21 protein-coding genes are annotated in these 20,510 nt (G+C 45.7%); 1 reads left to right on the top strand and 20 read right to left on the bottom strand.

Annotated features, from left to right (window positions below):
- Positions 1 to 26: 26 nt before the first annotated feature.
- The 8 genes from AC1DOV_RS09900 to AC1DOV_RS09865 all read right to left on the bottom strand — a co-directional run bounded on the left by AC1DOV_RS09900 (position 27) and on the right by AC1DOV_RS09865 (position 7,502).
- On the bottom strand, positions 27 to 197 hold the full coding sequence (locus AC1DOV_RS09900) for a hypothetical protein (RefSeq protein ID WP_477549798.1): 171 nt from the start codon (positions 195 to 197) through the stop codon (positions 27 to 29).
- A 156-nt stretch (positions 198 to 353) separates the two neighbouring features.
- On the bottom strand, positions 354 to 1,817 hold the full coding sequence (locus AC1DOV_RS09895) for a serine hydrolase domain-containing protein (protein ID WP_477549797.1): 1,464 nt from the start codon (positions 1,815 to 1,817) through the stop codon (positions 354 to 356).
- Positions 1,818 to 1,855: 38 nt separating this feature from the next.
- Positions 1,856 to 2,329 carry a GNAT family N-acetyltransferase gene (locus tag AC1DOV_RS09890; RefSeq protein WP_477549796.1) on the bottom strand — a complete coding sequence of 158 codons (474 nt, stop codon included), beginning with the start codon at positions 2,327 to 2,329 and terminating at the stop codon, positions 1,856 to 1,858.
- Positions 2,330 to 2,366: 37 nt separating this feature from the next.
- Entirely contained in the window at positions 2,367 to 2,624 is a 258-nt protein-coding gene (locus AC1DOV_RS09885) for a hypothetical protein (protein ID WP_339207948.1), read from the bottom strand.
- Positions 2,625 to 2,638: 14 nt separating this feature from the next.
- A complete protein-coding gene (locus AC1DOV_RS09880) occupies positions 2,639 to 3,223 on the bottom strand; it encodes a GNAT family N-acetyltransferase (RefSeq protein WP_477549795.1) in 585 nt (194 codons plus the stop codon).
- A 133-nt stretch (positions 3,224 to 3,356) separates the two neighbouring features.
- Positions 3,357 to 5,195, bottom strand: coding sequence for an FtsX-like permease family protein (locus tag AC1DOV_RS09875; protein WP_477549794.1), 1,839 nt, complete (start codon positions 5,193 to 5,195; stop codon positions 3,357 to 3,359).
- Positions 5,196 to 5,204: 9 nt separating this feature from the next.
- Complete coding sequence (locus tag AC1DOV_RS09870; RefSeq protein ID WP_076270790.1) at positions 5,205 to 6,011, bottom strand: ABC transporter ATP-binding protein; 807 nt, start codon at positions 6,009 to 6,011, stop codon at positions 5,205 to 5,207.
- Positions 6,012 to 6,245: 234 nt separating this feature from the next.
- Positions 6,246 to 7,502 (bottom strand): MFS transporter, encoded by a 1,257-nt coding sequence (locus AC1DOV_RS09865; RefSeq protein WP_477549793.1) that lies wholly within the window; start codon positions 7,500 to 7,502, stop codon positions 6,246 to 6,248.
- Positions 7,503 to 8,098: 596 nt separating this feature from the next.
- Here AC1DOV_RS09865 and AC1DOV_RS09860 point away from each other — a divergent pair.
- On the top strand, positions 8,099 to 8,713 hold the full coding sequence (locus tag AC1DOV_RS09860; protein WP_477549792.1) for a 3'-5' exonuclease: 615 nt from the start codon (positions 8,099 to 8,101) through the stop codon (positions 8,711 to 8,713).
- Here AC1DOV_RS09860 and melA read toward each other — a convergent pair.
- The 12 genes from melA to AC1DOV_RS09800 form a co-directional block, all read right to left on the bottom strand.
- Positions 8,710 to 10,206, bottom strand: coding sequence for an alpha-galactosidase (gene melA, locus AC1DOV_RS09855; RefSeq protein WP_477549791.1), 1,497 nt, complete (start codon positions 10,204 to 10,206; stop codon positions 8,710 to 8,712). The genes AC1DOV_RS09860 and melA overlap by 4 nt on opposite strands.
- A gap of 132 nt (positions 10,207 to 10,338) precedes the next feature.
- Positions 10,339 to 11,253, bottom strand: a complete 915-nt coding sequence (locus AC1DOV_RS09850) for an AraC family transcriptional regulator (protein WP_477549790.1) — start codon at positions 11,251 to 11,253, stop codon at positions 10,339 to 10,341.
- Between the two features lie 32 nt (positions 11,254 to 11,285).
- Positions 11,286 to 12,008, bottom strand: a complete 723-nt coding sequence (locus AC1DOV_RS09845) for a nucleoside phosphorylase (RefSeq protein ID WP_477549789.1) — start codon at positions 12,006 to 12,008, stop codon at positions 11,286 to 11,288.
- Positions 12,009 to 12,012: 4 nt separating this feature from the next.
- Positions 12,013 to 12,687 carry a sulfite oxidase-like oxidoreductase gene (locus tag AC1DOV_RS09840; RefSeq protein ID WP_076270796.1) on the bottom strand — a complete coding sequence of 225 codons (675 nt, stop codon included), beginning with the start codon at positions 12,685 to 12,687 and terminating at the stop codon, positions 12,013 to 12,015.
- 61 nt (positions 12,688 to 12,748) lie between these two features.
- Entirely contained in the window at positions 12,749 to 13,672 is a 924-nt protein-coding gene (locus tag AC1DOV_RS09835) for an ABC transporter permease (protein WP_076270797.1), read from the bottom strand.
- Positions 13,673 to 13,674: 2 nt separating this feature from the next.
- Positions 13,675 to 14,724 (bottom strand): ABC transporter permease, encoded by a 1,050-nt coding sequence (locus AC1DOV_RS09830; RefSeq protein WP_477549788.1) that lies wholly within the window; start codon positions 14,722 to 14,724, stop codon positions 13,675 to 13,677.
- A complete protein-coding gene (locus AC1DOV_RS09825) occupies positions 14,717 to 16,216 on the bottom strand; it encodes an ABC transporter ATP-binding protein (protein WP_475447458.1) in 1,500 nt (499 codons plus the stop codon). The genes AC1DOV_RS09830 and AC1DOV_RS09825 overlap by 8 nt, the downstream gene beginning before the upstream one ends.
- Positions 16,217 to 16,332: 116 nt before the next feature.
- Positions 16,333 to 17,370 (bottom strand): BMP family lipoprotein, encoded by a 1,038-nt coding sequence (locus AC1DOV_RS09820; protein ID WP_339207934.1) that lies wholly within the window; start codon positions 17,368 to 17,370, stop codon positions 16,333 to 16,335.
- Between the two features lie 145 nt (positions 17,371 to 17,515).
- The gene (locus AC1DOV_RS09815) at positions 17,516 to 17,959 is read right to left on the bottom strand and encodes a MarR family winged helix-turn-helix transcriptional regulator (RefSeq protein WP_076270801.1); all 444 of its coding nucleotides are present in this window, start codon (positions 17,957 to 17,959) and stop codon (positions 17,516 to 17,518) included.
- Between the two features lie 196 nt (positions 17,960 to 18,155).
- Positions 18,156 to 19,049: an urease accessory protein UreD gene (locus AC1DOV_RS09810; RefSeq protein WP_477511684.1), complete on the bottom strand. Its 894-nt coding sequence runs from the start codon at positions 19,047 to 19,049 to the stop codon at positions 18,156 to 18,158.
- Positions 19,049 to 19,777, bottom strand: a complete 729-nt coding sequence (gene ureG / locus AC1DOV_RS09805) for an urease accessory protein UreG (RefSeq protein WP_441912557.1) — start codon at positions 19,775 to 19,777, stop codon at positions 19,049 to 19,051. Before ureG ends, AC1DOV_RS09810 begins: the two co-directional genes overlap by 1 nt.
- A 25-nt stretch (positions 19,778 to 19,802) precedes the next feature.
- Positions 19,803 to 20,495: an urease accessory protein UreF gene (locus tag AC1DOV_RS09800; protein WP_477549787.1), complete on the bottom strand. Its 693-nt coding sequence runs from the start codon at positions 20,493 to 20,495 to the stop codon at positions 19,803 to 19,805.
- Positions 20,496 to 20,510: the final 15 nt, after the last annotated feature.

Genomic DNA, 20,510 nt, shown 5'->3' with positions numbered 1-20,510 from the left:
GTACCGTCAAAATTCCGAAGGCTCCTTTACAATTCGACGTAAACGTCCTGAACAAGATCATCCACATCATTTTTGTTTTCGGTTAGCAAGAATAGGGTACGGTAAACCATATCAATGGTCGCGTTATAAATATCGGAAAATGCTTCTAGATTGCCTCCTAATACTTGCTCAATACGACGATTGATTTCTACAGGCAAAAGAACTCACCTCTCATTGTGTAATATATGATATCGCTCGCTAACGGCGGCCTTCGGTAGTCTATAAAAATTAGACGCCTGTATGCATGAAAAAAGGACGCCGCTTGGCATCCTCTCTGAATGTACGCTAAAGCGCATAACTATGCTGTCACAATACTAAACCTGTACACCAATTAATTCGTAAGCATCAAAACCAAATGACACGTTATGAGTACATTTAAGTTCTATTTTATGATCATAAAAGCGAACGAAATAGGTTATTACATACGGGGCTTCTATGTAGATCAAAGTAAGAGATAGTTGATTGCTATCTATCCAACAAGCCTGTGTAACCACTTCCTGATCATGTGTCTCCAAATCTTTCACAAAATGATCGATTGAATGGTTTATGGTGCTGAAGTTAAACGGATACGTCTTCACACTCTGTTCGCCAAAAAATAACTTAAACTGTAATTCGTTCCCGCTTGCTGCAAAATGAAGCTCAGTGAGTCCTTGTTTATTATCCATGAAAGAAAAACGAAGATCAGCTAAGCGAATAGGACTAGGCTCACTTAATGCTGGTATGAACGGATAAGCCATTTTCAAGAGATGCTGATCTAAATCTGTTTTTTGTTCACCATCTTCAAAGTGGATATCCATGTCTATTTGCATGAGAATATGTTCATACACTAAATCTAGCATGGTTTGAAGCTGTTTCATGGAAGAGAAGCTCGATGTTGCCGCAATGACAACCTGATGTTTGGGCGACACAAAACATAACTGCCCATACCCGCCATTTCCCATATAACATCCATCACGACATAGAAAAAATTGATACCCATAACCTTGGGAAAAATCGATGCGATCTTCGTCTCGCGATGTATCGCTTTGCACGCTGGTGGCGAGTAAAATGTATTTCTCTGAAACGATTCGCTGGCCATTAAATATGCCTTTGTTTAGCAGCATTTGCCCAAACTTAGCTATCCCTTCAGTAGGAATACTTAGTCCCATTCCTCCAGCAACGACGCCAAGCGGACAGGTCTCCCAAGAAGGGGATGAAATGCCTAGAGGCACAAACAAACGAGGCATTAAATATTCGGTTAACTTTTGACCTGTTACTCTCTCAAGGATAGCAGACATCATATAGGTAGAATGTGTACTGTAACGGTAATAGGTTCCTGGCTTATGCTCTACTTCCATTGCTAAATAGGCTTTAACCCAGTCCGTTTGCTCCGCTACGCTTCCGTAAATATTGTCATGATGGCCGGCATTCATCGATAGCAGATGGTGAATGGTCATTTCAGCCAAGTTATCCGAAATCGCGGGAGGCAGCTGATCAGGAAAAAAAGAGATAACCTTGTCTCTTAAATCCAGTAGGCCCTCGTCACAAGCAATGTCTATTGCGATAGATGTGAAGCTTTTGCTAAGTGAGAATAACAGCTGCGGCGTGCCTGGACGATAAGGATCACGATAAAACTTGGAAGTAGTCTTGCCGTTTTGCATTAGGATAAAGCTGTTCAACTTCAAGTTTAATTGCTTGATTTGAGTAAAAAACGCAAGCAACGACTTTGATGATAAACCATGGTTTTCTGGTCGATCCATTTCCATAACACTTATCAAGCCTTCAACATCGTTAGTCATGAATGCAATCACCCACTCTTTTATACTCAACGAATCTACTAGCTCAATTGTTTAATAAACGTCACTCTATCGTAACCACTGCTGAAATAGTCCTTTTCATATAGGCTGACCTCAAAACCGATCCGTTGATAAAACGATAGCGTATCTTCAGTACCCGGATGCCCTAAAGTATAAAGAATAATTTCCTTCTCTTTCAGCTCGTATACTTTATTGCAGATGGTAGAAAGCAAAGCTTTGCCAACGCCCGCTCGTTGAAAATCCTTTTTCACGACTACGCCTACGATTTCATAAAGCCCTACTTCATCATTATAGAGATATCCTGCATGACCCATAATTTGATTGTCATCGCTATAAGCAACATAATATTGGCTATTACCCGCTGGAGCTTTGGCGAAGTCCGCCCACCGAGGCGGATATCTTTCAATAACGAAATCTGGGAATTGCAGCGGATGCTCCGATAATATATTTATTACATCCTGCCTGTCGTTGTGCTCGAACAATCGAATATTCATAATTTATTATCCTCCTAGTCGGCATCATCTCGTGCATTCACTTAAGATTCTCATTAAAAATCTTTTTGTAAGGGGAAGTGTTAAACTGATCCTCGATCACGTCTACTCTTCTCCAAAATTCGTTCTCATCAAATCCGTCATAATCCATTACGATAAAATCTGCAAGGTTATGAAAAACATGCGCAATGCGGAAACTTCTATAAAAGTTTTCCTCGTTAAACTCGCCACTATTTTTTATATCAAGGAAGGCTTGATAGATCAGTTTCTCATACGCTTTCTTCTTTGTTTCATTCAAAGAAACCGCTCCCTTTAATCGATGGTTATGCTATTCTGCTGTTCTACAAATTCATCCTTCGTTAGACCAAATAAAATGAGATCTTTATACTCACCGTTAGTGTAAATCACTTTCCTGCGCACACCCTCTTGCTGGCAGCCCAGCTTGATCATCATGTTTGTTGAGCCTACGTTGCCTTCCAGCACATAATCATTAAACTTATTAAGCCGTCTTTCCATAAAAGCATACTTTAAAAGGATTCTCATCGCTCTAGTCCCGTATCCCTTGCCACGGTGATCTCTATCGATCTGTATGCCAATGCTAAACGTGCCGTTTTTCTCATCGATACTATTTAGATTAACGCCTCCAACATTTTCAGCGTTTCTATTTTCAATCGCAAACATGATACGCCTATTATCCGTAGAGAAATCAGCATAAGTTTCAACGAAATTTTTGGCCTCGGCAATCGTAGGCGGCAGCTCAACCGTGCACTCTAGTAAGCGCCGAGCTGGCGTATCAAAGCGGTTGAAGTAATGCCCTTCCCAGTCAGCGTCTTGAATTGCTCGTAATCTGATCTCCTCATCCTGCCAAAAATATTGACTATAATCTATTTCTCTCATGTGATCCTCCCATAATCAATAATCGTATTAAGCGCTATTATACATAAAATTAATATTAAAAAGGAAATTATTTGTAATGTTCTATCCAAAAAAAGAGCCCTCAGGTCATTCATCCTGAGAGCTCTTTTTTTGGTTACCTTGAATGTACAGCCTTGTCCCGCTTTGACAGCACGATGTTCTGGTACAATCGAACGGTTAATAGATAGTAAGCAGCATAGATAGCCACGAACAACGCAATGGGAATCCATAAACGATAATATGGCTCAGTTAACATAAACGAGAAGAGATTCATACCAACTAGAACATGCGTGAGCCCAACGATACCAGGAAATAAAAATACGAGGAACAGCTCGTGATAGATTGAACGCGATAACCTCTCTCTCCTTACCCCAAGCTTGCTGAGCATCTCATATCGCTGAACATCCTTCGCTGCACCCGATAATATTTTGAACATTAAGCAGCTCGCCATCATAGCAAGAAAGGCGATGCCAAGGAAAAAGCCCATAAAGACTGTACCGCTAGCGATACCTATTGCATTCTCATAGTTCTTGTACTTGCTCCATGATAGGTACTCCCCATTGGATTTCTCTGTTTCCAGCTGGTCTAATGCCTTCCATGACATCCGATAAGCGAGGAAATCACCCGTCCTTCCGATCACAACGAACTGTTCCTTTGCTTCAAGCTTTGCGAACTCTCCTGCATCAACAAGCCTGAACTCACTTATGGGTGGCGAAATCTCCCAGATGAAACCTCTCCACTTCTGACTGGACAGCTCTTCTGTATCCGTATTATCTGCATCACTCGCAGAGCCTGCTGGAAGAGGGCCTTTGATCTGTTCTATCTCATCCCAATACTCGCGGCCCTGCCCCGAATGAACAAATGGCCGCTGGCTCTCGAGGTCCTCTTTCGCATAATAAACCATTTCGTTCTCTATTTTGTAGCGATACTTGAACTGCTCCTTGAACGGAATGGAAGCGAGTATCTTTGCTTCTTCCGCATTCGGGTTATGCACGATCGCGTCATAAACGCGGTAGCTCTCTCCCCTAATTTTCGCATCGTTCACAAAAGCCATACCTCCGGCAATTGCACCAGCTCCAAGTGCAATCAGCATCGCTACCGTTGCCAGCAGCTTCGTTAAGCCATTTATTCGGAAGCTCAGCTGGCCGAAAGTGAAGGCGCGGATTCCACGTGTTTGATTCCTCTTTTTCATTCTTACTACAAGTGGCGGAAGCAGCATCATAAACAGAAGGTACGTTCCGAGCGGTGTCATGAATGTGGCGGTATACAATCCAATCTCCCGCAGCTGCTCCATAAACGTAAGGGAGAAGTAACCGAGCCCGAGAGCAATTGCTCCGACGATGCTAAGTACAATTTTCCACGGGCTGCTTCCCCACAGCCGATCTGCTTTCATATTGCCATGGACAAGATGCAATACCTTCATGCGAGAAAGCTTCAGCTGATTCCATATCGCAGACAATCCAAATAAACAAGTAAAGAAGATAATAGTAAATAAAATGGCTGGTCCAAATACAGCATGGTAACCGATAAGACTCGTCTGAAGCTGCTTAGCCATGAGACGCCCCACAAGTGTGGATAAGCCAAACCCGAGCCCAAGCCCAACCGCTAGTGAAATTAAGCCGAGCGCAATCGTTTCAATAAACATTAAAGTACGTATTTTACTTTTGCGTGCCCCCAGAACGAGATAGAGTCCGAATTCCCGCTGGCGCAGCGACAGCAAAAAGCTGTTGGCATAAATAATGTAGAAAAAAGTGATCGACGAGAGCAGTACCGAGCCTAATATATAGACGAGCCCAATTGAGTTGATAACTGCATTTGCCTCCGTAAAATCGCGGTTCCACGCCATCGTCTGGAACATATAAAAAATGGCTATCGACATGACAAGTCCAGCAAGCAGCACGATATAATCTTTGAATTTGCTCTTCATGCCGGATAAAGCTAGTTTTATAAGCATGTTCTCACCTCACTGCCTTTCCGATTCGTAAGTTTCATCGGATGCAGCAGCGGCAGCTGCCGAGCCATAATCGCCGAGCACGTCCAAAATTTGCTTATAAAAGGATTCACGGCTGCCCGTGCGGTACAGCTCTTTCACAAGCTGACCATCCTGTATAAATAAAATTCTTCCGCAATAGCTTGCACTGAACGCGTCATGAGTCACCATGAGAATCGATATTCGCTGTTCCTCGTTTAGACGCTTCATCGTCTCGAGCAGACTAACCGCATTTTTCAAATCAAGCGAGCCTGTCGGCTCGTCACCCAGCAGCAATGCAGGCTCATGAACGATGGCGCGAGCCGCAGCTGTTCGCTGCCGCTGCCCTCCTGAGATCATCGCTGGATATTGTTCGGCTAGCGCTGTAATACCAAGATTGTCCATAACTTGACGCACTTTGATTCGGATCTCGCCAGCAGGGACGTCCTGCAAGGACAAGGGAAGTGCGATATTCTCATAGACTGTCAGATTGTCGAGCAGATTAAAATCTTGAAAAATAAACCCAAGCCGCTGCGCACGGAAATCCGAAAGCTCACGGGCTTTCATTCGTGTAATATCTGTTCCAGCAATTGAAATCGTACCCTCTGTTGGATTATCCAGCGTCGAGATTACGTTGAGCAGTGTGGTTTTGCCCGAACCGGAAGCTCCCATAATGCCGATGAACTCTCCTTCTTGCATCGTGAACGAAATATTGTTCAGCGCATAAACCTGATTCGCCTTATTGCTTCCGTATATTTTGGATATTTGTCTTATATCAATAACGGGATTTTTTGTTGTCATAGCTTAGTGACATCTCCTTCTGCCTTGGTACCTGTACGATACCCTGCACTCTACTTAGTATAAGGAAGACGCCTAAAGCGAGCTTAATGTAACCGTTAAGATTTCATAAAGATTATCTTAATACTTTTTTACGAATTAACAGACAGCTCCTGAACTTCACGGCAAAAAGCCCCAACCATGTCATACCACGGTCGAGGCTCTTCTTTCAAGATAATTAATATTACCTTCTTTTTGTTAATTTTGCTCCGAGTTTTGCTTCTCCTTAATGAGCAATACCGATATGTATTGCAATACCGCCATGGCAAACAGCACAATTGGCATCCATATAGATTCCAGATCTTTAGCAAGTATAATGAGCAAGCAAATGGAGAGCACCCTGCCCGCATTTAGAAAAAGCTCCCGCATGACAACGGATTCTATTCGCAGCTGCCCTTTAAGAGGCAATGTACCGATTAAGCGATAATAATAGGAAGTAAGCGTATTGACGGCAAGCGGATTGCATATCGAGAACAAAATCATAAATAAGGCAACCGACCAAAATTCCACTTGAATGAGCAACAGCGATGAACCGATGGCTACCCCAGTTGTAGACAGGAGCACATATTTGCGTACCTGCTCCTTCTGTGCTTTTCTTGAAATGACGTAACCCGTCGCTACCGTAAGCGAAGAGAAGAAAACACCCAAATAGCCTACCCAATCCTCACGCCCAACCGTCTGATACAGCATAATATTTGGCAGGAAGAGCATAATTCCCTGAAATAGACCTAATACAAAAAAGCTGTACAATGCCTTCAGCCAGCGACGATTCTTATGCATCACCAGCCCCATGAATTTTAAATAATAGGCTTTGTGATGTGATTTGATCATCGGAATGCGGAAGCTGACGATCGCTGCGATAAGGAACATAATGAAGGCAAGTGTGAAAATAATGATGTAACCCTGCAGCCCCTCGCTTCGCTGAATAATGAACCCCGCAAGCGCCGGCCCTGCTAGCCCGGATGCATTAAAGAAAATCATATTGATTGCAAGAAAACGTATGCGATTCGCTTCTGTTGAGACATCATATTGAATAACTAAATAACCAGTCCAGTAAAGCCCCGCGGCAATTCCATTAAAAATAGCAAACCATATGTAATACTGAGCCACATGCTCTTGTGCAATGACGACCATCAAATAAAAGACGGCAATCATGACGATACCTAGTCGATAAGTGACCATACGATCATGCCGCTTCGCAATCCAGCCACCTAGTGCAAAGGCCGGAGGCGTCACGATGAAAACGATGATGTTATAAATTCCGTTTACTGTCAAATCCTGCGTTAACCGCCACAAATATAAATTGAGAAACAAACCCGACATCGATGCGCCAAACTGAAAGCAGCAATGAATGATTAAAGCCGTTATCGCTTCCTTGCTAAGTCTGCTCTCTGGCGGAAGCGGCGTACCTTTCATTACATTCCATTTACTCCAAAATCTCGACCCCGTCCGCATTTGCAGTATCCCCCGTTGCTTCTCAACTGAATAGCGCTTTCTTTTCTATTTAGTTTATCACATGGCTATCATATACCCTCGACTCAATAAAGCGCTCACTCCTTCAAAATAGCCGTTATTCTTCCATATGGAGCAATCAAGTAACCGTATTCATTGTTTATATCCTTTGTTCGCATGATTAGACTTGCCGATCCGACTTGAAAATAGTAGACATAGCGATTAAACAGATCTAATTTGGTTAATTTTTACATGTGCTTCAAAAGCATGCTAATCGTACCTAATCGCGAATAGCCTCACCCCTCAAATCACAAAATACAACCATTACATTGAGAAGGGGGTGAACCGATCATGGCGAAGCAGCAAGGTCATGCAACCAAAAATACAACGACAAAAACTTCCGACAAAAAAGGCAATGCATCCGGCAATAACCACTAGTCCGCAAAACGAATTTATCAACGCAAAAACGACCCATTACCGGCTTACTAAGCTCTGGTAATGGGTCGTTTTATGTTTACAATAGAAGGTTATTTATCTTTTTTGTCGAATTATTTCATATACGATTGCAACTTATAACTAGAAAAAGTGGTGAACCAACTATGACTAATCATTCTTATACTGTCATCGATTTTGAAACGAGCGGACTTGATCCGAAAAAGGATCGTGTAATTGAGATGGCTGCGATCCGCTGCGTGAATGGTGAAATAGCGAGTGAATTCAGCACTCTCGTACGTTACGATGGCAAGCTGTCTTCCAAAATAACAGAGCTGACCGGCATCACGGATGAGATGACTTCCTACGGCATGGACGAGGACACCGCATTCCGTATTTTGAACCGAATGATAGGCGATAACGTTTTGATTGCTCATAATGCTGCCTTCGACCTTGGTTTCCTGCACCATTCCTTGCTTCGCATTGCGGGCAGATCATTTTCGAACAGCTTCATCGATACGCTCACGATTAGCCGAGCGCGGCATGTTTATCCGCATACACTGAAAGACATGTCCGATCGTTATGGCATTCCGCTCATTGGCGGTCATCGTGCACTGAATGATGTTATCGCTTGTTGGGAAATTTTCCGCAAGATGGATGAAGAGCAATCGGTAGAGAGCTACCTCAATACACTAGGCTACCTCAAGAAATTTGGACCGCCTGCTTGGACGCCGCCAGGGACTAGGCTTGAAGCAATGGAGCTGAAATACGCTCCGCGTTAAACCCGCTCCTTGCCCTTATCCGATTCGCCTGCATTTTTATTGGCGGCATCTCGGTCCTGCTGCATTTCCTCAACCGTCTTCACCTTCAGGCGCGCTGCGCCTTTATAATCACGCGTAGGAAGCAAAGGCCCTTCCTCTAGGCGTTTCTTGGCTGCTGCGATAGAATCTGTATACTGCGGCAGCCACTGCTCCTGCGCCACAAGCATCTCATCGACCATCTGCCAAATTTCCTTCGGATTGCAAACTGCGCCAACTAGCGGGTCCATCATAAAAGCTTGTCTGAGCAGGTTAATGTCGCCATTTATGGCTGCCTCTACAGCAAGACGCTGCACAGAGATGCTTACATTGCACACCGCAGCGGCGCCAAGCGGCATATCGCCCACGATTGGCATTGAAATGCCGTTGCGATCAACATAACCTGGAGCTTCAATGATGGCATCGTTAGGCAGGTTAGCTATAACCCCTTTGTTTTCCACATTAAAGTGACCTCGGTAGATTCGTCCTGTTTCGAGTCCTTCAATGATGTATGAACCATGCTCATGACTGCGCAGCTCCGACTTGAATTCATTTGCAGGGTCCTTCATCCAGTTTGGAAAATCAGTCTCGAACCAATTGCGTCCTTCCGTGCATACACGAAGATACCCGCCCGTTTCTCCGTTAATCCATGAGCTCAAGTCGATCCAATCGTTAATTTCTTCAGGCCGCTTCCGATACCAAGGGACATATTCGCTCAAATGACCGTTAGACTCTGTACTGTAATACCCGAAGCGGCGCAGCATATCAATGCGTACCTTTTCCGTACGGCTGAAATCTGGATGTTTCTCAAATGCTTCGAGCAGCTTGCCGGTTAGATCCTTACCGTTATGCTTAATTTGGATGTACCAGGTCTGATGGTTGATACCCGCGCAAATAATATCGACTTCCCCTTGCTTTAGTCCAAAAGCTTCGGCTATTTGCCAGTGTCCGCCTTGCACGCCATGGCATAAACCAATCGTCCGGACACCGCCATACTTGTTGCATGCCCAAGTCATCATCGCCATCGGGTTCGCGTAGTTGAGCAGAAGCACATCCTTTGCAGCAACCTCGCGGATATCACGGCATATGTTCATCATCTCAGCGATGCCCCGCTGCCCATACATAATGCCGCCAGCACAGAGCGTATCGCCAACGCATTGGTCAACGCCGTATTTGAGCGGAATATCAACATCCGTTGCGAAAGCCTCAAGACCACCGACACGAATAGTGCAAATGACGTACTTCGCATCCTTCAAAGCCTCGCGCCGATCAGTTGTAGATTGAATAGAAATCGATAGACCATTCTCATGAATATCACGCTGACAAAGCGCAGTCACCATCTCCAGGTTATGTGCATTAATATCTGTAAATGCGATTTCAATGTTTTGAAACTCCTGTACAGCGAGCAAATCCCGCAGCAGTCCACGCGTGAATCCAATCGAGCCTGCGCCTATAAATGCAATTTTAAAAGTAGACATGCCAATCAGCCTCCGATTATCGTCTAAATAGAGTTTGTTTAATCTCCTCTACATTTTAGCAACGATAAAACGGAAGCGTTATCAATATTGTGACCAACTGCCATTCATAATGTCAGAAATCGTCACTTTGTATTATTCATTGCTCTGCCAGCGGAAGTCCAATGTTTGCGTATTGACCGAGTGACGGTAAGCAATTGGCGTCTGCTTCGTATATTTTTTGAACATCGCATGAAAGTATTGCCTACTCCCCACTCCAACATAATCACAAATATCCGCTATTGCAATATCCGTCTCACGGAGCAGCATTTTTGCTTTCTCCATTCGCAGCTCCGTTAAATAGCCTGTTAGCGTTTGGCCTATCTGCGCGCGAAATACACGATGCAAATAACCTGGATGCAAGCTTACAGCTGCAGCAATATCCTTTACTTGAATATCTCTATCATAGTTATGATGCATATATTCAATCGATTGCTTCACATAAGCTTCAATCGGATTAGCCCCTTTTACGCCAGCTTCCTTATGAAGTCGCGCTATCGCCAAGATCAGTTGAGCAAACAACAGCTCTGCCTTCATATTGACGCTCCTGCCTCGGCTGTCCAGCTCAAGCACTAGGCTCTTTAGTACCTGATACACTTCATTTGGATCACGCAAAAACAAATAAGAGGACGGCTCTGTGATCAATCTGTCCACAAATTCGTCCTCCATCGCAAGCTGCCGTATAGAGGGAAACGCCGAGGGGCGTTCCCTAAAATCAAATTCAACATTAAGCATCCGGCAGGGCCCACGCTCGTCAACGGTCAGTCGGTGCGGCACATTCGCATCAAGAATAATGAAATCACCCTTCTTGAGCGTCATTTCACATGCATGGCTGGTTGCCTCTGCTTCCAGCTCTATCCCGCAAGCTCCGGAAATGACATACATTATTTCGATTGCATCATGCGTGTGGAAGGCCATCTCGTAATCAGACCATTGCTTAAAATAATAAGCAAACACATGCGGATAAAAATCTCCATTCAGCCATTCTCGCTTAAACAACGTCCCACTCACGTGAAGCCCCCCTTACTTAAAGACAAGTATGGTTACGCGGATGCAAGCTTAACTACGGCAAGAAGCGCCGTTTCAATCTCACGCTCGATCGCATTCGCTACAACATCTGTATGCGGATCATATTCGCCCGCCAAATCAGAATCTGCGTAACCGTCCAGTGCGAGAATCGCTCCCGCACGTGCACCGCGCATCGTAGCGATAACGAACAAAGCTGCAATTTCCATTTCAACAGCTAGTGCGCCTGCTTGTTTGTACTGGCGATGCGGAATGTCTACAACTCCTGAGAAAAAGACATCAAGCGTTACCGTTATGCCTTTTTTAACAATGCCTTCGCTCTCAAGCGCAGATGCATATAACGCTTCAGTAACCGCGCTGTCTGCAACAGCTGGGAATCCTGCCGGCACCAGCTGATGCGTGAGCCCTTCCGCTCTAACTGCTGCTGTACTGACGATTAGGCTTCCTGCAGGGTGATCTGCTGAATAAGATCCCGCTGTACCGACACGAATAAGTGTCTTAACGCCTCCGCGGATAAGCTCCTCAAAGCATACCGCGGCACCTGGCGAACCTACGCCGTGGCTTACCACGGCTAGTCTTACTCCTTGATATTCACCAACAAATGTCCGATATTCGCGAGCGAATGCAAGCTCTTTTACATTGTCCAGCTTCTGTGAAATCGTCTCCGCACGGCGCGGATCACCGCATACGATAGCGTAAGCCGGCAAATCTTCTGGGTTAACTTGTAGTATAGGCAGCATCTGATTAATCAAACTCCTTCGTTATCCATTCGTCTTCCGGCATCGAATTCTCTTCGCTCGTGAAGCGTTGTTCTTTAAATGGATCGGCATAGTTATGGAAGCCGTTGCGCTCCCAGAAGCCTTCGCGATCCTCTTTCATAAACTCAATACCTCTAATCCACTTTGCGCTTTTCCAAAAATACAAATGAGGAACGAGCATCCGCATCGGCCAGCCATGCTTGTCAGTCAGCGGCTCACCGTCAAATCGATGTGCAAGCAGTACATTATCGTGCAATAAATCCTCAAGCGGCACATTCGTGTCATAGTCCTCATCTGCATGAAACATAACATATTTGGCATCTGGCTTAACGCCCAGTAAAGGCAGCAAGTCCTTAAACTTAATGCCTTCCCATTCTGTGTCCAGCTTCGACCAGCGCGTTACACAATGAATGTCGCACTTCGTTTGAGTTTGAGGCATAGCAAGCAGCTCTTCGAAGCTGAACGTACGCTCCTCCTCTACCTCGCCGAATACACGCAGCGACCAGGTGTTGATGTCATAGGAAGGAACCTCTCCCTCATGCAAAATCGGAAAACGCTCGGTCATCGTTTGACCAGGCGGAATCCGATGAGCGATCTCGGGAGCAAGCACCGTCTGTTTAATGCTAGTCACTTTTTTGAGACGTTCTGCTTTTTTATGCATCTCGTATACCTCCAAATTCCATCCCTTACTGATTCATTTCAAGTTATAAAGCATCTCTGCTCTACCTGGAGCTCTCATTCGACTTGCGAGCTTCCTGCATATAACCTTTATCTTTAAAGAACAACATAGCGAGAATCGTAACGATATAAGGCAGCATCATCGTAAAATGAGTCGGCAGCGCGAAGCCCTGCAGCCTGATGCTGAGTGCATCCATAAATCCGAACAGCAAGCTTGATGCCGCAACACCAATTGGATTGGATTGGCCTAACATCGTTGCAACGAGCGCAATGAAACCTCTACCGGAAGTCATTCCCTCTGTAAACATAGTGACATTGCCGAGCGACAGCTGCGCGCCTGCTAACCCGCACAGAGCGCCGCAGAGCAGCACTGCTCCATATTGAATGCGAGTTACTTTGATGCCTAAGCTTTTGGCTGCTGTTGGATTCTCTCCAGCTGCCAGCAAGCGAAAGCCGGTAACCGTTTTGAACAAAAACAGCTGCAGCACAATAACGAGAATGATGGACAAGTATACCAGCGGGGAATGCCCGGATAAAACTTCTCCGAACCATGGAATATCCTTTAACAATGGAATATCCCATTTAGGTAGCCCAATCATATCCTTATTGTAGTATGCGCCTTTCACATCAAAGATCGCACGCAGCGAGAATGTCGTAAGTCCAAGCGCCAGAAAGTTAAGCGCAATACCAACAACGATAACATTCGCTTTCAGATGAATACTCATAAAACCGAACAACACTGAAAACAGGAGTGAGCATAATACCGCAAACAATACGGCTGCGAACACATTTCCGGTGAAGTGGTTGCCTACAATCCCAGAAAATGCACCGATCAATACTAAACCTTCAAGGCCTACATTAAACAAACCAACACGCGCGCATATTGCGCCGCCGAGTGCCGCAAGCAGAATTGGTGTAACCATACGAAGTGTCGAGGCATACAGCGAGACATCTAATAAAAAATCCATACTTATGACCTCGCCTTCCTGCGTTTAATGAACGAATATGTGAACTTAGCAGAAACGAACAAAATGAGCACCGCTTGAATAATGCTGGATACCTCCAGCGGAACATCTGTATTCCGCTCCATGCCCATACCGCCGGTCTGCAGTGCAGCAATCAAAATCGCAGCTACAGCCGTTCCGAGTGGATGCGATCCAGCAAGCAATGTTGCCATGATGCCCGACCATGCGTAACCTGGAGAAGTCAAAGCGCCGTCCAAATAACGATACTGCGTGCCAAGCACTTCAACGGAGCCAGCTAGTCCTGCAAAACCTCCGCTGACAAACATGCTGATAAGCATCATTTTTCCACGCTGCACGCCGCCATAGCTTGCAAACAACGGATTGCCGCCAAGCATTCTAATTTCATAACCCTTAACGGTATAGCGCATGAACAAGAACAGCAATATTGCTCCGACTACAGCGATAATAAATCCGCCATGAAGGCTCATTCCTTTAAACAGCTTCGGCAGCCATACGCTTTGATCAAGCATAACCGTTTGCGCCATTGCAGCAGATCCTGTACGATCCTTGAGCGGATACGATACAATATACCCTGCAAACAACGTTGCAATATAATTGAGCAATAATGTGGTAATGAGCAGATTCATTCGAAATCTAGCATCGAGCCATCCTGCGAATGCCGACCATATTCCCCCGGAAATAATTCCAGCTATAATAGCAGCTACGAGCTTAAACCAACCTGGTCCCGGCAAATAGATTGCCGTTACCGCTGCGCTTAGAGCGCCTAATACCATTTGGCCTTCTGAGCCCATATTAAAAAATCCAGCACGGAATGCCAGTGCCACCCCTAGGCCAATAAGGATAATAGGCGTAGCTCTACTGAGCGTATTCGTAAAAAAATAAAAGCTGCCGAAGGCGCCCTTCCACATTTCCGCGTATGTCTCCATTACGGAGCCACCGACGATAACAATGGCAATCGCACCCGCTGCTAAACCAATGATAACAGCCAAAAGCGGCTGTAACAGCGAACGTCCGAATTGTACCAGCTTATCCAACCGCTTTTCCTCCCGCCATTAACAAACTAATTTGCTCTTCTGTAGCTTTGTCAGCATCCAATTCCCCTACGATCTTACCTTCATACATGACCAACACCCGGTCAGATAGCTTCAAAATTTCAGTCAGCTCTGATGAAACAAGCAATATCGCTCCGCCTTCATCCCGCTTCTTTAGAAGCTCGCCATGTATAATTTCCATTGCGCCAACGTCAACGCCTCGCGTTGGCTCCGCTGCGATAAGAAACGGCGTCTTCTGCGCAAGTTCCCGTGCAACGATAAGCTTCTGTAGGTTTCCGCCGGATAAATACTGAGCTTTTGTAGATAAAGAGCCTGTTTTTATCCCAAAGCGAGTCACCCACTCGCCTACCATCTGACGAATGCTCGTCCCATTCAATACACCAAGCTTTTGATGCTTGTCAGCATGTCCCATCAAGCCATTCTCCGTAACGGTCGCATCCTTCGCAACGCCCCACTGGTAACGGTCCTCAGGAATATGAGCAAGCCCGCTTTCACGAATATCGCCAACTGGCGCACCGGTCACATCTTTACCCAGCAGCTTGATTGTGCCTGCTCCGGGTTTCATTAAACCGGATATCGTCTGCAATAACTCGGATTGACCATTGCCTGAAATACCCGCGATCCCCACAATTTCGCCCCCATTGACATGAAGACTAATATCGCTAAGCAGCGGCTTCGCTTTGACACCAGGAATAGAAACATTCGATACCTCAAGAACAGGCTTGCCTCTGCTCACCTTATTTCGTGATATATGTACTAAATCCCGGCCTACCATAAGCCGTGACAAATGTTCCGCATTCGTGTCTTTCGCTTCGACTGTTCCCGTCACCTTGCCATCTCGAAGGACGGTAACGCGGTCAGCAACTTCCATAATTTCTTGCAGCTTATGACTAATAAGAATAAAGCTTTTGCCCTGCGCGGCTAATCCTTTAATCGCAATGAGCAGCTCTTTCACTTCGAGCGGCGTCAAGACGCCAGTCGGCTCATCCAAAATAATAACTTCAGCGCCCTGATAGAGCACTTTCAATATTTCAACGCGCTGCTGCATGCCAAGCGAGCAATCTGCAACTTTCTTCCAAGGGTCTACCGGCATGCCATAAAGCTTGCCGATTCTTTCCACCTCTGTGGCAGCTGCCTTACGGTCAAAACCTACCCCTTTGGAGGGCTCGCGCCCAATAACGATATTTTCGGCAATCGTAAACGTCGGGAATAACATGAAATGCTGATGAACCATTCCAATCTTATGCTTAATCGCATCAGCTGGGTTCCCGAACGAAACCGGCTTGCCGTCAATGCGAATTTCACCGCTAGTTGGACTTTCCATCCCGTACAGAATACGCATTAACGTCGTTTTTCCTGCACCGTTTTCACCTACTAAGGCATGAATTTCTCCTTTTTGCAGCGAAAACTGAACATTGCTATTTGCGGTTACGCTCCCATATGACTTCGTAATGCTGTCCATTTGCAGCAACATACAAAAGCTCTCCCCTTTCAATCCCGATATAAACAAAAAAACCGCTCCCTCGATTACAGAGGAAGCTTCTAGGCAACAAGCAAACCGGCTGCATGGGTAGCAGCCGGCCTGTTGTACTATTGAGCTAGCGGATTAACTACTACGATTTTACCAGATTTAATGTCTTCTGCGATAGCTTTTACTTTATCGACATTTTCTTGGCCAATAAACGGGCTAAGCGTTGATTTGCTGTCTCTTGTTACGAAAGTCAAGCCTACGCCGTCTTCTTTCAAGCCGTAGTCTGCAACGCCGAATGCAAAGCTGCCATCAACGAAGCTTTTCACTGTTTCGTAAGCAACTGCATCCGTACCTTTCAATTGTGAAAGCACGATATGCTCTGGATCTTCATCTGTACGGTCTGTATCTTGACCTGAAGTGAAGAAGCCTTTTTCTTTCGCTGCGTCAAACACACCATTATCGCCAACTGCTGCCATACCTGCGATAAAGTCAGCGCCTTTGGACTGTTGAAGAAGCGCAAGCTCTTTACCTTTAACTGGATCCGTGAAGCTGCCTACATAGTTGATAAGGAATTGCGCATCTGGATTAGTGCTTTTCAGACCTTGTTCAAATCCTGATGTATATTTGCTAAGAAGTGGAGCGTCCATTGCAACGACTGCACCCACAATATTTGTTTTAGTTGCAAGACCAGCAAGTGCTCCCATCAAGTAGGAAGCTTCATGCTCGCGGAAGTTAACGCTGCGAACGTTTGGAAGATCAACTACAGTATCGATAACTGCAAAAGACTTGTCCGGATTTTCAGCAGCCACTTTCTTAAGTGCATCTTCTGCTTGGAATGTTGCTGTAATAATCAAGTCGTAATCTTCAGCTACAGTTGCACGAAGATTTTGTTCAAAACCCGCTGGGTCAGTGGACTCAATTGTTTTCACTTCAGCGCCAAATTCGGAGCCTGCTTTTTTGAAGCCTTCATCCATCAATACAAAAAACTTGTTAACGCCAATTTTTTCGGGCAATACAAGAGCGATTTTTTTCTTGTCCGCTTTGTCGCCTGCACCGTTATTCGCTGCGTTTCCTGGTTCATTTTTGTTAGATCCGCAAGCTGCAACAATCGCAACCATTAGAAACAACGATACCGCCAAAGCAAAAACCTTTTTCATCGTAATCTCCCCTAAACAATTGAATGTATTAATTCCTTTTAATCCTAGTTGTTTTATCGGATTTTGTCAATCTTTTTCGATTCGACAAATTTCTAGTTTATTCTACACTAAATTCATCCACAATAATAATAAAATATGAAATTAGTCACGAATTTGTAACATCCGATTCCATATTACGACTCATTTGCTCAAACAACTGAACACCTTGCTCCATATCTGCTATCGACATGCCATCGAACAGCTTAAGCATCAGCTTCGAGCGTATCGTCTCAATTAAATGGATGATTTCCAAGCCCTCTTCCGTAATTTCGAGCATCACGACACGCCGATCCTTCTCGCCGCGTTCGCGCTTCACATACCCAAGCTCTATCAAACGATCAGCAATTCCAGTAACTCCCCCACTAGTGATGAGCAGCTGCTCAGCCAAAGCTGATGCTTTCTGTGGTCCTGATTTCCCTAAAATAATTAACATTTTTCCATGGGTCATGCCTAAGCCATGCACATTATAGGTGTGCCATTCGGTGTTTATTTGTCTTCTCACTTGACGAAATGATTCGTCCAGCCGCCTCATTAATTCTTGTCTTTCCATATTTGAAGCTTCCAATTGATCACCAACCTATCTACTTTCTTTAGTCCATACTGTTGTTCATATTATACCTTCCCTTTCTTTGTTTAACTAACGTTCTGCACGAAATAAATATGAAACCTTTTTGATTTAGCACAAAAAGACCAACCCAAGGTTGCAGGTTGACCTTTTTGTCTGAAAAAGTATAAAACTGCTTGATCTATCCTTGCAAAAATCGCAGCGGCGGCTTGCCAAGCAGTCCCATTCGCGCAGTCTGCCACAGCTCTTGCATTAATTGCTGCAGCGGCCATGCTGCCGTTGATGCTGCGGACACCGCAACACCGTAACGATAGGTCATAGACGCTCCGCCAATTACTTTATGAGCCTCGGGAGCTTCGAAGCTGTCCAGTTTCTCCTGAAGCTGCTCCAGATGGCTGCTGTTGACACGATCACTGAACACATAAAAGGTAGCCCAGTGCGTCATCTCATCCCAGCTGCCAGGCGCAGTTATAACTTGACTGCCTGGCACTACTCGCTGACGCTGCGAGAAGATAAGCTCTTCACCATAATGAACGGTTAATGAATTGCTGTATGAGCGATAGTCGAAGCGTTCGCCGCGAAGCGTGCGACCTGGACAAAGGACGTCGGCTTGCAGCCAAGCGGACCCTTTTTGCAGTCGAACCTGAGTATCGTTTCGAAAGGCTGCTTCCTTATATAGCATAATGGGCTCCGGCATATGCTCGACGACTGCATCTGCCTCTAGTTCGAACAATTGCTGCATCGAAGATTCACTGTTAGGTAAACTAGGATGCACCTTCGTATAAGATTGGTTCGTAATCATGACATGAGAGTGCTGCTCGGCTGTCCATTCCAGCTCATACCGGTCACCGCTGAGCAGGCCAGGTGAAACATCCATTACGATTACGCCCAGCTGACCATCCAGTGGAAAAGCTTTGGCAATCTTTATCGGAGCGGTATGATATTTATTGCCGATTAACGTTTGACCGAGGCGGCTGGCAAACGTTGCACGCAGTACGGATGTCCTTACCTCTCCCACTGCATTATCCTCGTGCCGAATGGCTGCAGCCTCTGCACTGCTTTGCTCACGCCTCATTAGGAAGCTGTGTGCCGCTTGTCATCAGGTATGCTCGTAAGCTGGATCACATGGGAGTGTTCCGTTCCGCGCGCATGTGCTACCTCATGTGTAAGCCAATTCACAATCTCATCCACGCCATCGCCGCCAAACAAATTAGAGAAAACGAAAGGACGCTCCCCGCGCATCTTAATTGTGTCAGCTTCCATAACTGCGAGACTCGCTCCTACATACGGCGCTAGATCGATTTTGTTAATGACAAGCAGGTCCGAGCGCATAATGCCAGGTCCGCCTTTGCGTGGAATCTTCTCGCCTTGGGCAACATCGATAATATAAATAAAACGATCGACAAGCTCAGGACTAAACGCCGCAGCAAGATTATCTCCGCCGCTCTCAATGAAAATCAGATCCAGATGGTCAAAACGCCGCTCCAGCTCCTCGATAGCTTCAAAATTCATCGATGCATCCTCTCGAATGGCTGTATGCGGGCACCCGCCAGTTTCAACACCGATAATACGTTCTTCCGGCAGCACACCCGTATTGAACAAAATACGAGCATCTTCCTTCGTGTAAATATCGTTCGTAATGACAGCGAGGCTGTATTTGGTATGAAGCTCACGCGTTAATCGTTCAACAAGCGCTGTTTTTCCTGAGCCTACTGGTCCCCCGATACCGATACGGATCGGCCTTGAGCTGTCTATTGCCGGGCTTTCCCATTCCTGATGCGTATGTCCTTGTCCTTGGCACATTTTTCATTCCTCCATTAATTTATAATTAAGACATAAATAATCGCGAATATAACCTCTCGTGGCGCATCATCGCCATCTCCGCCATCGGCATATTAGAATAGGCTTGTTCCGGATCCGTCGCACGCACGATTTCCAAAGCGTCTGTTGTTAGCGGTATAAGCCTTGCGATCAACGATTGACCCTCCGTCTGTCCCATCGACATCAGCCGCAAAGCGCTGTTGACGCAAGTTACGATGCAAGTATACAAATAGCCTTGGATCGCTTTCTCCTCCGATATGCCAAGCACCCAGCAGGCATAGCCGTGCGAGAGAGGATGGGAAGCAAAACAATTCCCTGCCTTCATTGCTTCCAGTAAAGGCGACCAATCCAGCTGCGGATGTATAGCTGCTGCAAGCTGAAGCAGCCGACGCCCCATTTTCTCTACGCCGCTGCGTGTTTCTGATGCGACCCTTTGCAAATGAACAATCCGCTCAATCGCCCACACCTTCTCCCAATTCCCTTTTGGCGCATTTCTATATACGGCCTTGATCACCATCGCATCCGAGCTTGCCCAGCTTTGCAAAAGCATGGCTGAGGCATAATCATAGAGCTGAGCAGAACGATTCATACGGCCATCTTGAACCATGGTCTCAAGACCGAACGAATGCGAGAAGCCGCCGATCGGCAACGCTGAATCGAGCAGCTGCTGCATAGCCAGCCATTTCATATCATCATTCAATTTTTCGCTCGCCCT

Source organism: Paenibacillus sp. 01T47, assembly GCF_056398245.1.
The sequence above is the reverse complement of the archived record's forward strand: the minus strand, read 5'-3'. Positions and strand labels throughout refer to the sequence as shown.

Coding starts and splice junctions, on each gene's coding strand:
- AC1DOV_RS09865 (WP_477549793.1), bottom strand. CDS start 7,502: ATGCGGACGGGGTCGAGATTTTGGAGTAAATGGAATGTAATGAAAGGT.
- AC1DOV_RS09895 (WP_477549797.1), bottom strand. CDS start 1,817: ATGACTAACGATGTTGAAGGCTTGATAAGTGTTATGGAAATGGATCGA.
- melA (WP_477549791.1), bottom strand. CDS start 10,206: ATGTCTACTTTTAAAATTGCATTTATAGGCGCAGGCTCGATTGGATTC.
- AC1DOV_RS09820 (WP_339207934.1), bottom strand. CDS start 17,370: ATGAAAAAGGTTTTTGCTTTGGCGGTATCGTTGTTTCTAATGGTTGCG.
- AC1DOV_RS09835 (WP_076270797.1), bottom strand. CDS start 13,672: ATGGATTTTTTATTAGATGTCTCGCTGTATGCCTCGACACTTCGTATG.
- ureG (WP_441912557.1), bottom strand. CDS start 19,777: ATGTGCCAAGGACAAGGACATACGCATCAGGAATGGGAAAGCCCGGCA.
- AC1DOV_RS09890 (WP_477549796.1), bottom strand. CDS start 2,329: ATGAATATTCGATTGTTCGAGCACAACGACAGGCAGGATGTAATAAAT.
- AC1DOV_RS09870 (WP_076270790.1), bottom strand. CDS start 6,011: ATGACAACAAAAAATCCCGTTATTGATATAAGACAAATATCCAAAATA.
- AC1DOV_RS09845 (WP_477549789.1), bottom strand. CDS start 12,008: ATGCTGCCTATACTACAAGTTAACCCAGAAGATTTGCCGGCTTACGCT.
- AC1DOV_RS09815 (WP_076270801.1), bottom strand. CDS start 17,959: ATGGAAAGACAAGAATTAATGAGGCGGCTGGACGAATCATTTCGTCAA.
- AC1DOV_RS09880 (WP_477549795.1), bottom strand. CDS start 3,223: ATGAGAGAAATAGATTATAGTCAATATTTTTGGCAGGATGAGGAGATC.
- AC1DOV_RS09825 (WP_475447458.1), bottom strand. CDS start 16,216: ATGTTGCTGCAAATGGACAGCATTACGAAGTCATATGGGAGCGTAACC.
- AC1DOV_RS09875 (WP_477549794.1), bottom strand. CDS start 5,195: ATGCTTATAAAACTAGCTTTATCCGGCATGAAGAGCAAATTCAAAGAT.
- AC1DOV_RS09860 (WP_477549792.1), top strand. CDS start 8,099: ATGACTAATCATTCTTATACTGTCATCGATTTTGAAACGAGCGGACTT.
- AC1DOV_RS09810 (WP_477511684.1), bottom strand. CDS start 19,049: ATGAGGCGTGAGCAAAGCAGTGCAGAGGCTGCAGCCATTCGGCACGAG.
- AC1DOV_RS09840 (WP_076270796.1), bottom strand. CDS start 12,687: ATGCATAAAAAAGCAGAACGTCTCAAAAAAGTGACTAGCATTAAACAG.